Genomic DNA, 15,421 nt, shown 5'->3' on the forward strand with positions numbered 1-15,421 from the left:
GACCCAGGTACGCAGCGAGGGGCGCATCCCGTGCGGGATGCGCCCCTCGCTGCGTCGGTGTCCGCGCAGGCTGCGTCGGTGTCCGCGCAGGGCCCGACGGCCGTCAGCCGGCCAGGCAGGACGGGCCGAGCAGCACCTTCAGGTCGCCGAAGAGCGCCGGGTCCGGCTTCACCCGGTGCCGGTCGAGCCGCAGCACGGTGGTCTTGCTCGGGCCCTGGAGCCGGATGCGGACCTCGCTCTCGCCCTTGTGGTGGCTGAGGATCTCGCCGAGCCGGCTGACCATCGGCGGGGTCACCTTCAGGGCCGGGATGGTGAGGATCACGGGGGCGTTGGTGCCCGCGTTCGACAGGTCCGGGACCTGGAGTTCCATCGCGACCAGCCGCGGCACGTCCTCGCGCTTGTCCAGGCGCCCCTTGACGAAGACGACCGCGTCCTCGACCAGCTGGGTCGACACCAGCTGGTAGGTCGCGGGGAAGAACATGCACTCCATGGAGCCCGCGAGGTCCTCGACGGTGGCGATCGCCCAGGCGTTGCCCTGCTTGGTCATCTTGCGCTGGAGGCCCGAGATGATGCCGCCGATCGTGACGACCGCGCCGTCCGCGTGCTCGCCGCCGGTCAGCTGGGAGATGCCCGCGTCGGCCTTGTCGGACAGGACGTGCTCCAGTCCGAAGAGCGGGTGGTCGGAGACGTACAGGCCGAGCATCTCCCGCTCCTGGGCGAGGAGATAGGCCTTGTCCCACTCGTCGGTGGTGAACTCCACGTCGAGCCCGAAGCCGGGCTCGCTGGTGTCCTCGTCGCCCATGCCGCCGAAGAGGTCGAACTGGCCCTCGGCCTCCTTGCGCTTGACCGCCACCACGTTGTCGATCATCGGCTCGAACTGCGCGGTGAGGCCCTTGCGGGTGTGCCCCATCGTGTCGAACGCGCCCGCCTTGATCAGTGATTCCGTGGTGCGCTTGTTGCAGGCGACGGCCTCGACCTTGTCGAGGTAGTCCGGGAAGGAGGCGTACTTCCCCTTGGCCTTGCGGCTGCGGATGATCGACTCGACCACGTTCGTGCCGACGTTGCGGACGGCGGAGAGGCCGAAGAGGATCACGTCGTCGCCCTGGGCGGCGAAGTTCTGCTCGGACTCGTTCACGTTCGGCGGCAGCACCTTGATGCCCATGCGGCGGCACTCGTTGAGGTAGACGGCCGACTTGTCCTTGTCGTCCTTGACCGAGGTGAGCAGCGCGGCCATGTACTCGGCCGGGTAGTTCGCCTTCAGGTACCCGGTCCAGTACGAGACGAGTCCGTACGCGGCGGAGTGCGCCTTGTTGAAGGCGTAGCCGGCGAAGGGGACCAGCACGTCCCACAGGCCCTGGATCGCCTCGTCGCTGTAGTTGTTCTTGCGGGCGCCCTCCTGGAAGAGGACGAAGTTCTTCGCCAGCTCGTCGGGCTTCTTCTTGCCCATCACGCGGCGCAGGATGTCGGCCTCGCCGAGCGAGTACCCGGCGATGATCTGGGCGGCCTTCTGGACCTGCTCCTGGTAGACGATCAGGCCGTAGGTGACGGCCAGCACCTCTTCGAGCGGCTTCTCCAGCTCGGGGTGGATCGGTGTGATCTCCTGGCGGCCGTTCTTGCGCTCCGCGTAGTTGATGTGCGAGTTCATGCCCATCGGGCCCGGCCGGTACAGGGCCGAGACGGCGGAGATGTCCTCGAAGTTGTCGGGCTGCATCTGGCGGAGCAGCGAGCGCATGGGGCCGCCGTCGAACTGGAAGACGCCGAGGGTGTCACCCCGGCAGAGCAGTTCGAAGGTCTTGGGGTCGTCCAGCGGGAGGGCGAGCATCTCCAGGTCGACGCCCTTGTTGGCCTTCACCATCTTGATGGCGTCGTCCATGATCGTGAGGTTGCGCAGGCCCAGGAAGTCCATCTTGAGCAGGCCGAGCGACTCGCACTGGGGGTAGTCCCACTGGGTGATGGTCACACCGTCGGTGTGCCGCACCCAGATCGGCGCGTGGTCGACGATCGGCTCGCTGGACATGATCACGCCGGCGGCGTGCACGCCCATCTGCCGGACCAGGCCCTCGACGCCCTTGGCGGTGTCGATGACCTTCTTCACGTCCGGTTCGTTCTCGTACATCCCGCGGATCTCGCCGGCCTCGCCGTACCGGGGGTGCGAGGGGTCGGTGATGCCGTTCAGGTCGATGCCCTTGCCGAGGACGTCGGCGGGCATGGCCTTGGTGAGCCGGTCGCCCATCGCGTACGGGTAGCCCAGCACGCGCGCGGAGTCCTTGATGGCGTTCTTCGCCTTGATCTTGCCGTACGTGCCGATCATGGCCACCTTGTCGGCGCCGTACTTCTCGGTCACGTACCTGATCACCTCGACGCGCCTGCGCTCGTCGAAGTCGATGTCGACGTCGGGCATGGAGACGCGCTCGGGGTTGAGGAACCGCTCGAAGATCAGACCGTGCGGGATCGGGTCGAGGTCGGTGATGCCCATGGCGTACGCGACGATCGAGCCGGCCGCGGACCCTCGGCCGGGGCCGACCGCGATGCCCTGCTTCTTGGCCCACATGATGAAGTCGGCGACGACGAGGAAGTACCCCGGGAACCCCATCTGGATGATGACGTCCATCTCGTACTCGGCCTGCTTCTGGCGGTCGTCGGGGACGCCGCCGGGGAAGCGGCGCTCCATGCCGCGGCGCACCTCCTCCTGGAACCAGGTGATCTCGGTGAAGCCGTCCGGGATGTCGAACTTCGGCATGAGGTTCTTGGCCTCGAACATGCCGGTGGTGTCGATCTGCTCGGCCACCAGGAGGGTGTTGGCGCAGCCCTGCTGCCAGGCATCCGAGGAGTCGACGGCGTACATCTCGTCCGTGGACTTCAGGTAGTAGCCGGTGCCGTCGAAGCGGAAGCGGTCCGGGTCGGAGAGGTTCTTGCCGGTCTGGATGCACAGCAGGGCGTCGTGGGCGGTCGCCTCGTGCGCGTACGTGTAGTGCGAGTCGTTCGTCACCAGGGGCGGGATGCCGAGCTTCTTGCCGATCTCCAGGAGCCCGTCGCGGACCCGGCGCTCGATCTCGATGCCGTGGTCCATCAGCTCCAGGAAGTAGCGGTCCTTGCCGAAGATGTCCTGGTACTCGGCGGCCGCCTTCAGCGCCTCGTCGAACTGGCCGAGGCGCAGCCTGGTCTGGAGCTCGCCGGAGGGGCAGCCGGTGGAGGCGATGAGCCCCTCCGACCACTGGGAGATCGTCTCCTTGTCCATCCGGGGCCACTTCTGGAGCCAGCCCTCGGCGTACGCGTCCGAGGAGAGCTTGAAGAGGTTGTGCAGGCCCGTCCGGTTCGCCGCCCAGATCGTCTTGTGCGTGTAACCGCCCGAACCGGACACGTCGTCGCGCTTCTGGTGCGGCTGGCCCCACTGGATCTTGCGCTTGTTGCGCCGGGACTCGGGGGCGACGTACGCCTCGATGCCGATGATTGGGGTGACGCCCGCCTTCTTCGCGGTGTGGAAGAAGTCATAGGCCCCGTGGAGGTTGCCGTGGTCGCTCATCGCGATGTGGGTCATGCCCATGTCGTTGCACGCGTCGAACATGTCCTTGAGCCGCGCGGCACCGTCCAGCAGCGAGTACTGGGTGTGGACGTGCAGGTGCGTGAACGGCGGCTTCGACACGGTTTCGGCCTCCAGGAAGAACCATCGGTGACAGGCTGCGGACAGTCTGGGGGGTCAGCGACGAAGTCTATGCCGCTGCACTGACACTCGGCGGAGGATCATCCGTACCGTCGTACGGGCGTCGGACCGGAGGCGTGCGTTCGGCGCCGGAACCCGGGCACTCCCGCGTATGTTCGTCCGTTGGAAGTGGACGGACCCCTTGTCCCGGGGCGGCGCGCCCGCCCCGTCATGTCCCGCAGCACCTGCACCAGGAGGCACCCAGCGATGTCGGTCCCGCAGCTCAGCGCCGAGCAACGCGGCGAGCAGATCCTCGCCGTATTCGACACCGCCTTCGGCGAGCTCCTGGCCGCCGACCCGGCCGCGTTCCGTGTGAAGTTCCGCAAGATGGCGGCCTCCGCCTTCGCGTTCTACCGCGGCACGGCGGCGCTCTTCTACCACGACCTGGACGAGGACCGGCGGGGCGGCCCGTACCTGGACGAGCGCACCTCGCGCGTGTGGATCCACGGCGATCTGCACGCCGAGAACTTCGGCACGTACATGGACGCCCAGGGCCGTCTGATCTTCAACGTGAACGACTTCGACGAGGCCTATGTTGGCCCCTTCACCTGGGACCTCAAGCGCTTCGCCGCCTCCGTGGCGCTCATCGGCTACGCGAAGGCGCTCAGCGACGAGCAGATCACCGAACTGGTACGGGTGTACGCGGCCGCGTACCGCGAGCGCATCCACGACCTGTCCACCGGCGCCAAGAGCGACGAGGTGCCGCCCTTTACGCTGGACACCGCCGAGGGCCCCCTCCTGGACGCGCTGCGCGACGCCCGGTCGCTGACCCGCTTCGGGCTCCTGGACTCGACGACCGAGATCCGCGACTTCGAGCGCCGCTTCGCTCCGGGCGGCGGCTCCATCGAGCTGGACGCCGCCACCCGGTACAAGGTCCTCGCGGCCTTCGACGGCTATCTGGAGACGCTCCCGGAGTCCTCGCTGACCCGCCCGGACTCGTACAGGGTGAAGGACGTCGTGGGCCGCCGCGGCATCGGCATCGGCTCGGCGGGCCTGCCGTCGTACAACATCCTTCTGGAGGGCAACAGCGACGCCCTGGAGAACGATGTGGTGATCTACATCAAGCAGGCCCAGACCCCGGCCGTCTCGCGGCACATCACGGACTCCGCGATCCGCGGCTACTTCCGGCACGAGGGCCACCGCACGGTCATCTCGCAGCGCGCCCTCCAGGCGCACGCCGACCCGTGGCTGGGCTGGACCGAGCTGGACGGCGCGGGCCAGCTGGTCGCCGAGGTCTCGCCGTACGCGGTGGACCTGGACTGGGGCGACATCGACGACCCCGAGGAGATCGCCTCGGTGGTCGCGGACCTCGGCCGCGCCACCGCCACGATGCACGCGGCCGCCGACGACGAGAGCGGCCACTCGGAGCTGGTGCCCTTCTCCACGGAACGCGCCATCGACGCGGCCATCGCGGCCGACGAGGACGGCTTCGCCGACCTCCTGGTGGACTTCGCGCACAGTTACGGCTCCCGGGCGCGCGGTGACCACCAGATCTTCGTGGACCTGTTCCGCAACGGGCGGATCCCGGGACTCTAGGGCGCGCGGCCGGTCGCGGGGCGCGGGCCCCGCGACCGATCCGCCCCGCTACGCTCCCATGACGCACAGGAACCCTTTAGGGGACGCTTACGGGAGCGCGTGGGAGACTCACCTCCGCTATGGACATATCCGGGATCCAGCTCAGAGCCGCACGCGCGGCGGTGTTCACGGCTGTCGTCGTGACGCTGTCCGCCGCGTCGCACGTGCTGCTGTCCCGGGTGCCGCTGCCGCTCACCACCGTGGCCGCGATCAGCGCCGCCGTCTTCGCCCTCGCCTTCGCGCTCGCGGGCCGGCAGCGGGGCTTCGGCGGCATCGCCGCCCTGCTGGTCCCGCTGGAACTGGCCGCCGACACGGTGTTCACGACCGGTCAGCACGTCTGTTACGGCAGAGCGGGCGGCCCGGTCGCGGGCCCGCTGCGCTCGGTCGGCTTCGACGTGCTGTGCGGCGGCGGCAGCGTGGGAACCCCGCTGTCCGGGGTGACCGGCGAGGGCCCCGGCCGCGCCGCCGCCCTGCTCGCGCACGCCGATCCTGCCGCCGCCTGGCTGCTGCTCGGCGCGCACGTCACCGTCGGCCTGCTCGCGGCCGCCTGGCTGCGCCGGGGTGAGCGCGCCCTGGACCAGCTGCTGCGCGCCGTGGCCGCCTCGGCGTTCCGGCCGCTGCTGCTCGCGGTCGCCGCGGTGTGCGCGCCGCCCGCCCCGGCCCGTCCGCTGCCGCGCACCGCGCCCCGGCGGTCCGCGGCCCGCACTCTCCTTCTGGCGCACTCCCTGGGACGCCGCGGACCGCCCCGCCCGGCCGTCTTCGCCTGAGCCCGCCCGCCTTCGGGCCGCCGTGCGCGACCGGACGGACGAACGTTCCCCCGGCTCGCGCTGAGCACCAGCAGTCCCCCTTACGTATTCCGCGTACCACGTGTGCGCGTCCCCGATGGAGAACACCACTATGAGCAAGCGGAACAGCCAGGCGTCGAAGACGGCCGCGCGCGAGAAGCTGCGCCTGGAGCGCGAGCGCCAGGCCAGGCGCGACAAGATCAAGCGCCAGGGAATCGTGGCCGGCTCCCTGGTCGCGGTCCTCGCGATAGCGGGCGGCATCGGCTACGCGGTCGTGCAGAACAACAAGCCCAGCCACTGGGACGGACTGAAGGACGCCAAGAACGTCGTGGCGCCCGCCAACACCACGGGCACCAAGGGCACCACGGTCGTCATCGGCAAGGACACCGCCAAGAAGACCCTCAAGGTCTACGAGGACCCGCGCTGCCCCGTCTGCGCCCAGTTCGAGCAGACCGTCGGCACGACCGTCAAGAAGGACCTGGACGACGGCAAGTTCAAGATCCAGTACATCGGCGCCACCTTCATCGACGGCAAGGACAACGGCCAGGGCTCCAAGAACGCCCTGAGCGCTCTGGGCGCGGCGCTGAACGTCAGCCCGGAGGCGTTCCTCGAGTACAAGACGGCGCTGTACTCGGCGAAGTGGCACCCCGACGAGCAGACGGACAAGTTCAAGGACGACTCGTACCTGATCAAGGTCGCGGACACCGTCCCGGCGCTGAAGGCCAACAGCAAGTTCCAGGACGACGTCAAGAAGGGCACCTATGACGCCTGGGCCGTGGCCATGTCCAAGACCTTCGACGACAACAAGGACGGCGTGACCGGCACGCCGGGCTTCGTCATGAACGGCAAGCAGCTCACCGCGGACAGCCAGGGCACCCCGCTCCTGACGGTGGAGGCCTTCAACAAGGCGGTGGGCGAGGCCCTCAAGGCCTGACCGGTCACCACCCGGCCACCCCCGGACCGTCCGGCGCGGCAGGCGGGGTGACGTGGGCGGCGCGTGTGATCTGTGTGGCCTGAGCGGCGAAAAGCGAAAGAGCGGGCGAACTTTTTCCAGTTCGCCCGCTCTTGGCTTGTACTGCTCGGTAACCTCATCGCCCGTGACCAGTCGATTCAGATCCACCAACTCCGGGGACGCGCTCAACTCCCGTACCCCGCGCCGCCGTACGGTCGTCAAGGCCGCGGCCGCCACCGCCGTTCTCGCCGCCCCGCTCGCGGCCGCCCTGCCCGCCCGCGCCGCCGAGGCGCCCGCCTTCCTGCACGGTGTCGCCTCCGGCGACCCGCTGCCCGACGGCATCCTGCTGTGGACCCGGGTGACACCCGCCGCCGAGGCGATACCCGGCTCCGGGCTCGGCCCGGACACCCAGGTGAGCTGGACCGTCGCCAGGGACAAGGCGTTCACCTCGATCGTCACCACCGGTTCCACCGTCGCGACGGCCGCCTCCGACCACACCGTCAAGGCGGACATCCGCGGTCTCCAGCCGGCCACCGACTACTGGTTCCGCTTCTCGGCGGGCGGCACCGACTCACCGGCGGCGCGTACCCGCACCGCGCCGGCAGCCGACGCGGCCGTGCCGGGCCTGCGCTTCGGCGTGGTCTCCTGCGCCAACTGGGAGGCCGGCTACTTCTCGGCGTACCGCCATCTCGCGGCCAGGAGCGACCTGGACGCCTGGATGCACCTCGGCGACTACATCTACGAGTACAAGTCCGGCGAGTACGGGACCCGAGGCAAGGTCGTACGGCCCCACTCCCCCGCCAACGAGATCCTCACCCTCGCCGACTACCGCACCCGGCACGGCCGTTACAAGACCGACCCGGACCTCCAGGCCCTGCACCACAAGGCGCCGGTCGTCGCGATCTGGGACGACCACGAGTTCGCCGACAACTCCTGGTCGGGCGGCGCGGTCAACCACACCGAGGGCGCCGAGGGCGCCTGGTCGGACCGTCAGGCGGCCGCGAAGCAGGCCTACTTCGAGTGGATGCCGGTCCGCCCGGCCATCGCGGGCACCACCTACCGCAGGCTGCGCTTCGGCAAGCTCGCCGACCTGGCGCTGCTCGACCTGCGCTCCTTCCGGTCCCAGCAGGCGTCCACCGCCAGCGGTTCGGTGGACGACCCGGACCGCACGATCACCGGGCGCGCCCAGCTCGACTGGCTGAAGTCCGGGCTCAAGTCCTCGGACACCACCTGGCGCCTGGTCGGCAACTCGGTGATGATCTCGCCGTTCTCGGTGGGCTCCCTCTCCGCCGACCTGCTCAAGCCGCTCGCCAAGCTGCTCGGGCTGCCGCAGGAGGGCATCGCCGTCAACACCGACCAGTGGGACGGCTACACCGACGACCGCCGCGAACTGCTCGCGCACCTGCGCTCCAACGCGATCGGCAACACCGTCTTCCTGACCGGTGACATCCACATGGCCTGGGCCAACGACGTGCCGGTGGACGCCGGTACGTACCCGCTGTCCCCGTCCGCCGCCACGGAGTTCGTGGTCACCTCGATGACCTCCGACAACCTCGACGACATCGTCAAGGTCCCCGAGGGCGTCGTCTCGGCCGTCGCCGCCCCGGTCATCCGCGCGGCCAACCGCCACGTCCACTGGGTCGACACCGACCGGCACGGCTACGGCGTCCTGGACATCACCGCCGACCGCGCGCAGATGGACTACTACGTGCTGTCGGACCGCACGAACCCGAACGCGACCTCGTCCTGGGCCCGTTCGTACCGCACGCGCAGCGGCACACAGGCGGTGGAACGGACGTACGACCCCGTATAGGGGCGGATGATCGCGAGTGATCAAGTCCTAGTATTATTAGGGATATTGACGGCTTGAAAGGTAAATAGGCCGTCACTATCGATCGCGATTGGAGTCACATGGCCACCCCCCAACGTGTCCTGACGAAGTCCGCGGTGCTCGGCGCCGCCCTGGTCCTCGCCGGACTCACCACCACCTCCGCCGAGGCCCAGGACGTCGCGGCGGCGGCGCCCGCCTACGTCAACCTGGCCCCGATGGAGACCGCTCCCGTCTACGCCCAGCCCACGTCCTCGTCGACGCGGTTCCACTCGGTGGCGCGGGGCACCACCCTGCGCATCCAGTGCTCGACCACCAAGACCCCTTCGGGGGAGCGGTGGTTCCGGATCTACGACTCCAAGCCGACGAGCTGGGTGTGGTCCGGGCACTTCATGTCGCTGGTGCACCCGCCCAAGGAGTGCTTCCCGGGCTAGGCGCTACAGCGAGTCGAGGAAGCCGAGTGCCACCTTCCAGGTGGCCTCGGCCGCCTCGGCGTCGTAGTCGGGGAGATCGGGGTCGGTGTAGAGGTGGCCCGCGCCCGCGTAGCGGTAGATCTCCACGTCCGCGCCGGTTCTCTGCATCTGGAGATACCAGGCGCTCAGCCAGTCGTCCGTCTCGAACTGGTCCGGCTCGGCGACGTGCAGCTGGACCGGAAGGCCGTCCACCGAGGCGCTCTCGGCGATGTCCGACGTGCCGTGCAGCAGGAGCAGTCCGCGGGCCTTCTCGTCGCCCAGGGCCAGGGTCTGGCCCACCGAGGCGCCCAGGGAGAAGCCCGCGTAGACCAGGCCGCGCTCGGAGAAGGGCGCGGCGGCCAGGACCGCCCGCTTCAGCAGCTCGTCCTTGCCGATCCCGTCGCTGAAGGCCATGCCCTCCTCGACGGTCTCGAAGGTGCGCCCCTCGAAGAGGTCGGGGGTCCACACCTCGTGGCCCGCGGCCCGCAGCCGGTCCGCCGCCGCGCGCACCGCGGGACGCAGGCCGTAGGTCGAGTGAAAGAGCATGATGTTCATGGACTCCATGGTGCCAGCCGGCACCGACGGCGCAGGTCCGGCCGTACCGCGGCACCGATGGGACCCGCGTTGCCGGAGCACTTTGGAGCGGCTCCCTGGGATACCCAGTTGCGCCCCGAGAACACAGGTTCATGACGCCGAGGGCCGGTTACGTTCTCAGGCATGGAGAACGTACTGCGCCCGGTGATCGTCGTCGGCGGCTCGGTCGTGCTCAGCCTGCTCATCGGATGGTCCGTGGACCGTCTGCTGCGCCGGGCCGCCGACCGGCACAGCCAGACCTCCCTGTGGGGTCTGCTCCGCCGCGGCCGCGTCCCCTTCCAGCTCGTCCTGTTCGCGGCCCTGCTCAGAGGTTCCTACGGCCAGGTGAGGATCCTGGTCGAGCACCGGACCGGCATCGGCCGGACCCTGACCCTCATCCTCATCGGCGCCGCCGCCTGGCTGGTGGTGAGCATCGCCACGGCGGTCGTCGAGACCTCGTACAGCCGCTACGCGAACGCGCACCGCGATCCGGCCCGGATCCGGCGGGTCCGCACCCAGGTCACGCTGATCCAGCGGGTGGTCACCGCGGTCGTCGGTGTCGTCGCGGCCGCCGCGATGCTGCTGACGTTCCCCGCGATGCGCGCGGCCGGTGCCTCGCTGCTGGCCTCGGCCGGGATCCTCGGCATCGTCGCCGGTGTCGCCGCCCAGTCCACGCTCTCGAACCTCTTCGCCGGACTCCAGATCGCCTTCGGCGACATGGTGCGGCTCGGCGACACCGTGGTGGTCGACGGCGAGTGGGGCACCGTCGAGGAGATCACCCTGACGTTCCTGACGGTCCGGACGTGGGACGAGCGCCGGATCACCATGCCGGTCTCGTACTTCACCTCCAAGCCCTTCGAGAACTGGTCGCGCGGCACGCCCCAGATGACCGGGATCGTGTTCCTGCACCTGGACCACTCGGCCCCGGTGGAGGCGATGCGCGGGAAGCTGCGGGACATCCTGCGGGCGTGCCCGGCCTGGGACGGCCGCGACTACGGCCTCGCCGTGACCGACTCGACGCCCAGCACCATGCAGGTGCGCGCGCTGGTCACCGCGAAGGACGCGGACGACATCTGGACGGTACGGGTCACGGTCCGCGAGCAGCTGCTCCGCTGGCTGGGCGAGCAGCACCCGTACGCGCTGCCCCGTGTCGCCACCGCCGAGGCGGCGCCGCTGCCGGGGCAGGCCCGGCGGACGGGACGCCCGGAGGCGGACGCGGTGGCCGCCCGCACCAACCACGGCCGCCACACCCACGAAGCGCCCCGCACCGGCCCCGGCCGCGGCTGACCCGGCCCCCAGCCCCTGCCCTCGGCCCCGGGCCGGAAGCCCGGCGGGCCCGCCCGAACGCACCGGACCGACCGGGCGTCAGACACCGGGCATGGGGCCGCAGGGCTCGGGTGTCGCCGTCGGGCGTCAGGCGTCAGTTCGGGGCTCGGGCGTCGGCGTCGGGCGACAGGCGTCAGTTCGGGCCTCGGGAGTCGGCGTCGGGCCTCGGCCGGTACACGTCAGGCGTCGGGGCTCGGGGCTCGGGCCTCAGGTCTCAGGTCTCAGGTCTCAGGTCTCAGCGGAGGCTGCGGACGTCGAGGTGGCGCAGGACGCGGTCCACGATCTCCGGGTCGGCCCCGGGCTCGCTCCGCGCGGACAGCACCTCGTGCCGGGCCGCGCTCATCATCTCCCCCTGGATCCGCCGCATCCGCTTCATCCGCCGGACCCGCTGCACATGCGCCTCGCGCCGCTCCTCGTCCCCCATGTCGGGACTGATCCGCACCCCGATCTCGAAGGCCCGGCGCAGCAGCTGCTCGGACAGCTCCTCCGGCAGCTCCTCGACCTCCTCGATCTCGCGCAGCCTGCGCCGCGCGGCCTTGGCGGCCCGTACCGCGAGCTCCTTCTCGAAGGCCTTCTCGACGTCCTCGTCGGCCCGCACCCCGAGCTTCCTGACCAGCCACGGCAGGGTGAGCCCCTGGAGCACCAGGGTCGCCATGATCACCCCGAACGCGATGAACACGATCTCGTCCCGGTCGGGGAACGGCGCCCCGTCGTCCATCTTCAGCGGAATCGCGAGCGCCAGGGCCACGGAGGCGACCCCGCGCATCCCGGCCCACCACATGACCACGGTCTCCCGCCACGAGGTCGGGATCTCCTCGTCGTAGTCCCGCTTGGCGTGCAGCCGTTTGGTCAGCCAGGTCGCCGGCAGCAGCCAGGCAAGGCGGACGAACACGACCACCACGACGATCGTGGCGGCCCAGCCGAGCAGCTCCCCCCAGCGTCCCGACGCCGTACGGATCGCGTTGTGCAGTTCGAGGCCGATGAGCCCGAACGCGACCCCGGTGACGAGCGTGTCCACCACCTCCCAGACGGTCGACCCGGCGAGCCGGGTCATGACGTCGTCGGCGTCGGTGGCGTACTCGGCCAGGAACAGGGCGGTGACGAGCACGGCGAGGACGCCCGATCCGTGCAGTTCCTCGGCCAGCACGTAGGCGGCGTAGGGCACCAGCAGGGTGAGACCGACCTGGAGGGAGGCGTCCCCGACCAGGGTCATCAGCCGGTTCGCGGCCCAGCCGAGGGCCAGCCCGACGGCGAGCGCGACGACGGCGGAGAGCACGAAGTCGAGTCCGGCCCGCCAGGGCGAGAAGCTGCCGCTGACGGCCGCGGCGATCGCGACGTGGTAGAGCACGATCGCCGTCACGTCGTTGAAGAGGCCCTCCCCCTCCAGGATCGACACCAGGCGGCGCGGCAGCCCGAGCTGACCGGCGACGGCGGTCGCCGCGACCGGGTCCGGGGGTGCCACGAGCGCGCCGAGCGCGAAGGCGGCGGCGAGCGGCAGACCCGGCACGATCGAGCTCGCGACGCCCGCGACGGCCAGTGTGGTGACGAACACCAGGGCCACGGCGAGCAGGAAGATCGGGCGTCTGTTCGCGGCGAACTGTCTCCACGAGGTACGGCGCACCGCGGCGTACAGCAGCGGCGGCAGCAGCGCGGGCAGGATCAGTTCCGGCGGGATGTCCACGTTCGGGACGAAGTCCAGCACGGCCAGCACTATGCCGAGCAGCGTCATCAGGACCGGCGCGGGAAACCCCCACCGCTCTCCGAGCGGGACGCTGACCACGGCGCCGAGCAGCAGCACGAACAGCAGGGCCAACTGATCCACGGTCAGTGCTCCGGCGGGGTCTAGACGATCAAAGGCGTACCAGACCCCAAGCGTGCCACGCGGCTAGCGCGATCCCCGGCTCACAGCGCCTTGCGCATCGCGCGGTGCGGCATTCCCGCGTCCGCGAACTCGGGACCGTAGGCCACGTATCCGAGCCGTTCGTAGAACCCCAGGGCGTGGGTCTGGGCGTGCAGGTCCACGGCGGCCAGTCCCCGCGCGCGGGCCGCGGTCTCGATGGCCCGTACGAGCGCGGCGCCGACGCCGAGTCCGCGCGCCGCGCGGGTCACGGCGAGCCGCCCGAGGGAGCCGACGGCCGGATCCCCGCCGACCTTCGCCGCGGCCGCGTCGCCCTCCAGGAGCCGCCCGGTGCCGAGGGGTACGCCGTCCTCGCGGATGGCCAGCACGTGCAGGGCGCCGGGGTCGTAGGCGTCGTACTCGATGTCCTGCGGGACGCCCTGCTCGCCGACGAAGACGTCCTTGCGCACCGCGAAGCAGGCCTCACGGTCGCCGGCGCCCTCGGCGACGCGCACCTCGTACACGCCCGCGGGGGAAAGGTCCGTGTCCGGGGCGCCGCTCACGCGTTGCTCTCCTCACGGACCTTGTCGAGGGCCCGCTGAAGGTCCTCGGGGTAGTCGCTCTCGAACTCCACCCACCGCCCGTCGGCGGGGTGCTCGAAGCCGAGCCGCACCGCGTGCAGCCACTGGCGGGTGATGCCGAGGCGCTTGGCGAGCGTGGGGTCGGCGCCGTAGGTCAGGTCGCCGACGCAGGGGTGGCGGTGGGCCGACATGTGGACGCGGATCTGGTGGGTGCGCCCGGTCTCCAGCTTGATGTCGAGCAGGGAGGCGGCGCGGAACGCCTCGACCAGGTCGTAGTGCGTGACGGAGGGCTTGCCCTCGGCCGTGACCGCCCACTTGTAGTCGTGGTTCGGGTGGCGTCCGATGGGCGCGTCGATCGTGCCGCTGGTCGGGTCAGGGTGGCCCTGCACGAGCGCGTGGTAGCGCTTGTCGACCGTGCGCTCCTTGAACTGGCGCTTGAGCGAGGTGTACGCGTACTCCGACTTGGCGACCGTCATCAGGCCCGAGGTGCCCACGTCCAGGCGGTGGACGATGCCCTGGCGCTCCGCGGCGCCGGAGGTCGAGATGCGGTAGCCGGCGGCCGCGAGACCGCCGATGACGGTCGGGCCGGACCAGCCGGGGCTGGGGTGCGCGGCCACGCCGACGGGCTTGACGATCACGAGCACGTCGTCGTCGTCGTGGATGATCTCCATGCCCTCGACGGGCTCGGCGACGATCTGCACGGGGGCGGGGGCGCCGGGCATCTCCACCTCGAGCCAGGCGCCGCCGTGCACGCGCTCGGACTTGCCGACCACCGAGCCGTCGACCGTGACCTTCCCCGCCGCGGCGAGCTCAGCGGCCTTGGTACGGGAGAAGCCCAGCATGCGGGAGATGGCGGCGTCGACACGCTCGCCCTCCAGGCCGTCGGGCACGGGCAGGGTGCGGATCTCGGGAATGGTGCTCACCCGTCGAGTATGCCGGACGGCTCGGACACCGCCGGACCACGTCCCGAACGCCAGTGCACGGCAGGAGCCCGCCCGAGGCCGCCGTACGGGCCGCGGGACGGCCCGTACGGCGGCCGGGAGGGTCAGTCCTTGTGGACGGTGCCGTCCGGGTCGAGACCCCGGAACGACAGCAGCACGATGAGGATGCCGCCGCAGACGATCGCCGAGTCGGCGAGGTTGAAGACGGCGAAGTGATTGGGTGCGATGAAGTCCACGACCGCGCCCTCGAAGACGCCGGGCGAGCGGAAGACCCGGTCGGTCAGGTTGCCGAGCGCGCCGCCGAGCAGGAGGCCGAGCGCGATGGCCCACGGCAAGCTGTACAGCTTGCGGGCGAGCCGGGCGATGACGACGATCACCGCCGCCGCGATCACCGTGAAGATGACCGTGAAGGCCTGGCCGAAGCCGAAGGCGGCGCCCGCGTTGCGGATCGCCTCGAACTTCAGCCAGTCCCCGAGGATGTCGATCGAGTCGTGGTGCTCCAGCTTCGCCACCACGATCATCTTGCTGACGAGATCGAGGGCGTACGCCAGGACGGCCACCGTGAAGAGCACGGCAATCCTGCGCTTGCCCCGGGGCCGCTCGGCCGGGACCGGCGCGTCGGCCCCGGACCGGTCTCCGGACGCCGCGTTCCCGCCGGACCGCTCCGGTTCGGCGGCCGCCGCCCCTGGAATGTCCGGCGTACCGATGATGCGCTCCGCCTCTGCCACGTGAGTGAGTCCCTCGACCTAGGTTCCTGACTGAGGACGAGGGTACGGCACACGCCTGCGGGCGAAGGTGGTCAGGATCACTCCCGCGCGCGGGCCCCCCTGCTCAGGGGCACTCCCGCGCGCGGGAGTGCGGCTCCGGGGCG

At 70.5% G+C, this 15,421-nt stretch carries 12 protein-coding genes; 6 read left to right on the forward strand and 6 right to left on the reverse strand.

What is annotated here, in order from left to right; genetic code table 11:
* Window positions 1-103 precede the first annotated feature (103 nt).
* The gene (dnaE, locus tag WJM95_RS07920; protein ID WP_339128851.1) at window positions 104-3,643 is read right to left on the reverse strand and encodes a DNA polymerase III subunit alpha; all 3,540 of its coding nucleotides are present in this window, start codon (window positions 3,641-3,643) and stop codon (window positions 104-106) included.
* 264 nt (window positions 3,644-3,907) lie between these two features.
* Between dnaE and WJM95_RS07925 the strand changes: the two genes are divergently transcribed.
* From WJM95_RS07925 to WJM95_RS07945, 5 genes are all read left to right on the forward strand, one after another.
* Window positions 3,908-5,236, forward strand: coding sequence for a DUF2252 domain-containing protein (locus WJM95_RS07925; protein ID WP_339128852.1), 1,329 nt, complete (start codon window positions 3,908-3,910; stop codon window positions 5,234-5,236).
* 119 nt (window positions 5,237-5,355) lie between these two features.
* Entirely contained in the window at window positions 5,356-6,042 is a 687-nt protein-coding gene (locus WJM95_RS07930; RefSeq protein ID WP_339128853.1) for a hypothetical protein, read from the forward strand.
* Window positions 6,043-6,172: 130 nt separating this feature from the next.
* Complete coding sequence (locus tag WJM95_RS07935) at window positions 6,173-6,994, forward strand: thioredoxin domain-containing protein (protein ID WP_339128854.1); 822 nt, start codon at window positions 6,173-6,175, stop codon at window positions 6,992-6,994.
* Window positions 6,995-7,157: 163 nt separating this feature from the next.
* Window positions 7,158-8,825 (forward strand): alkaline phosphatase D family protein, encoded by a 1,668-nt coding sequence (locus WJM95_RS07940; protein ID WP_339128855.1) that lies wholly within the window; start codon window positions 7,158-7,160, stop codon window positions 8,823-8,825.
* A 98-nt stretch (window positions 8,826-8,923) separates the two neighbouring features.
* A complete protein-coding gene (locus WJM95_RS07945) occupies window positions 8,924-9,274 on the forward strand; it encodes a hypothetical protein (protein ID WP_339128856.1) in 351 nt (116 codons plus the stop codon).
* A 3-nt stretch (window positions 9,275-9,277) separates the two neighbouring features.
* On the opposite strand, the gene WJM95_RS07950 is transcribed toward WJM95_RS07945, so the two are convergent.
* The gene (locus WJM95_RS07950; protein WP_339128857.1) at window positions 9,278-9,847 is read right to left on the reverse strand and encodes a dienelactone hydrolase family protein; all 570 of its coding nucleotides are present in this window, start codon (window positions 9,845-9,847) and stop codon (window positions 9,278-9,280) included.
* 162 nt (window positions 9,848-10,009) lie between these two features.
* On the opposite strand from WJM95_RS07950, the gene WJM95_RS07955 reads away from it, so the two are divergent.
* Entirely contained in the window at window positions 10,010-11,152 is a 1,143-nt protein-coding gene (locus tag WJM95_RS07955; protein ID WP_339128858.1) for a mechanosensitive ion channel domain-containing protein, read from the forward strand.
* Window positions 11,153-11,426: 274 nt separating this feature from the next.
* Here the strand turns inward: WJM95_RS07955 and WJM95_RS07960 are convergent, their stop codons facing one another.
* The 4 genes from WJM95_RS07960 to lspA form a co-directional block, all read right to left on the reverse strand.
* Window positions 11,427-13,013, reverse strand: coding sequence for a Na+/H+ antiporter (locus WJM95_RS07960; protein ID WP_339128859.1), 1,587 nt, complete (start codon window positions 13,011-13,013; stop codon window positions 11,427-11,429).
* 80 nt (window positions 13,014-13,093) lie between these two features.
* The gene (locus WJM95_RS07965; RefSeq protein WP_339128860.1) at window positions 13,094-13,591 is read right to left on the reverse strand and encodes a GNAT family N-acetyltransferase; all 498 of its coding nucleotides are present in this window, start codon (window positions 13,589-13,591) and stop codon (window positions 13,094-13,096) included.
* A complete protein-coding gene (locus WJM95_RS07970) occupies window positions 13,588-14,532 on the reverse strand; it encodes an RluA family pseudouridine synthase (protein WP_339128861.1) in 945 nt (314 codons plus the stop codon). The genes WJM95_RS07965 and WJM95_RS07970 overlap by 4 nt, the downstream gene beginning before the upstream one ends.
* A gap of 122 nt (window positions 14,533-14,654) precedes the next feature.
* On the reverse strand, window positions 14,655-15,278 hold the full coding sequence (gene lspA, locus WJM95_RS07975) for a signal peptidase II (RefSeq protein WP_339128862.1): 624 nt from the start codon (window positions 15,276-15,278) through the stop codon (window positions 14,655-14,657).
* Window positions 15,279-15,421 lie beyond the last annotated feature (143 nt).

Origin of the sequence: Streptomyces sp. f51, from assembly GCF_037940415.1 — a bacterium.
Lineage (GTDB): Bacteria > Actinomycetota > Actinomycetes > Streptomycetales > Streptomycetaceae > Streptomyces.

Coding starts and splice junctions, on each gene's coding strand:
- WJM95_RS07955 (WP_339128858.1), top strand. CDS start 10,010: ATGGAGAACGTACTGCGCCCGGTGATCGTCGTCGGCGGCTCGGTCGTG.
- WJM95_RS07925 (WP_339128852.1), top strand. CDS start 3,908: ATGTCGGTCCCGCAGCTCAGCGCCGAGCAACGCGGCGAGCAGATCCTC.
- WJM95_RS07945 (WP_339128856.1), top strand. CDS start 8,924: ATGGCCACCCCCCAACGTGTCCTGACGAAGTCCGCGGTGCTCGGCGCC.
- WJM95_RS07950 (WP_339128857.1), bottom strand. CDS start 9,847: ATGAACATCATGCTCTTTCACTCGACCTACGGCCTGCGTCCCGCGGTG.
- WJM95_RS07930 (WP_339128853.1), top strand. CDS start 5,356: ATGGACATATCCGGGATCCAGCTCAGAGCCGCACGCGCGGCGGTGTTC.
- WJM95_RS07935 (WP_339128854.1), top strand. CDS start 6,173: ATGAGCAAGCGGAACAGCCAGGCGTCGAAGACGGCCGCGCGCGAGAAG.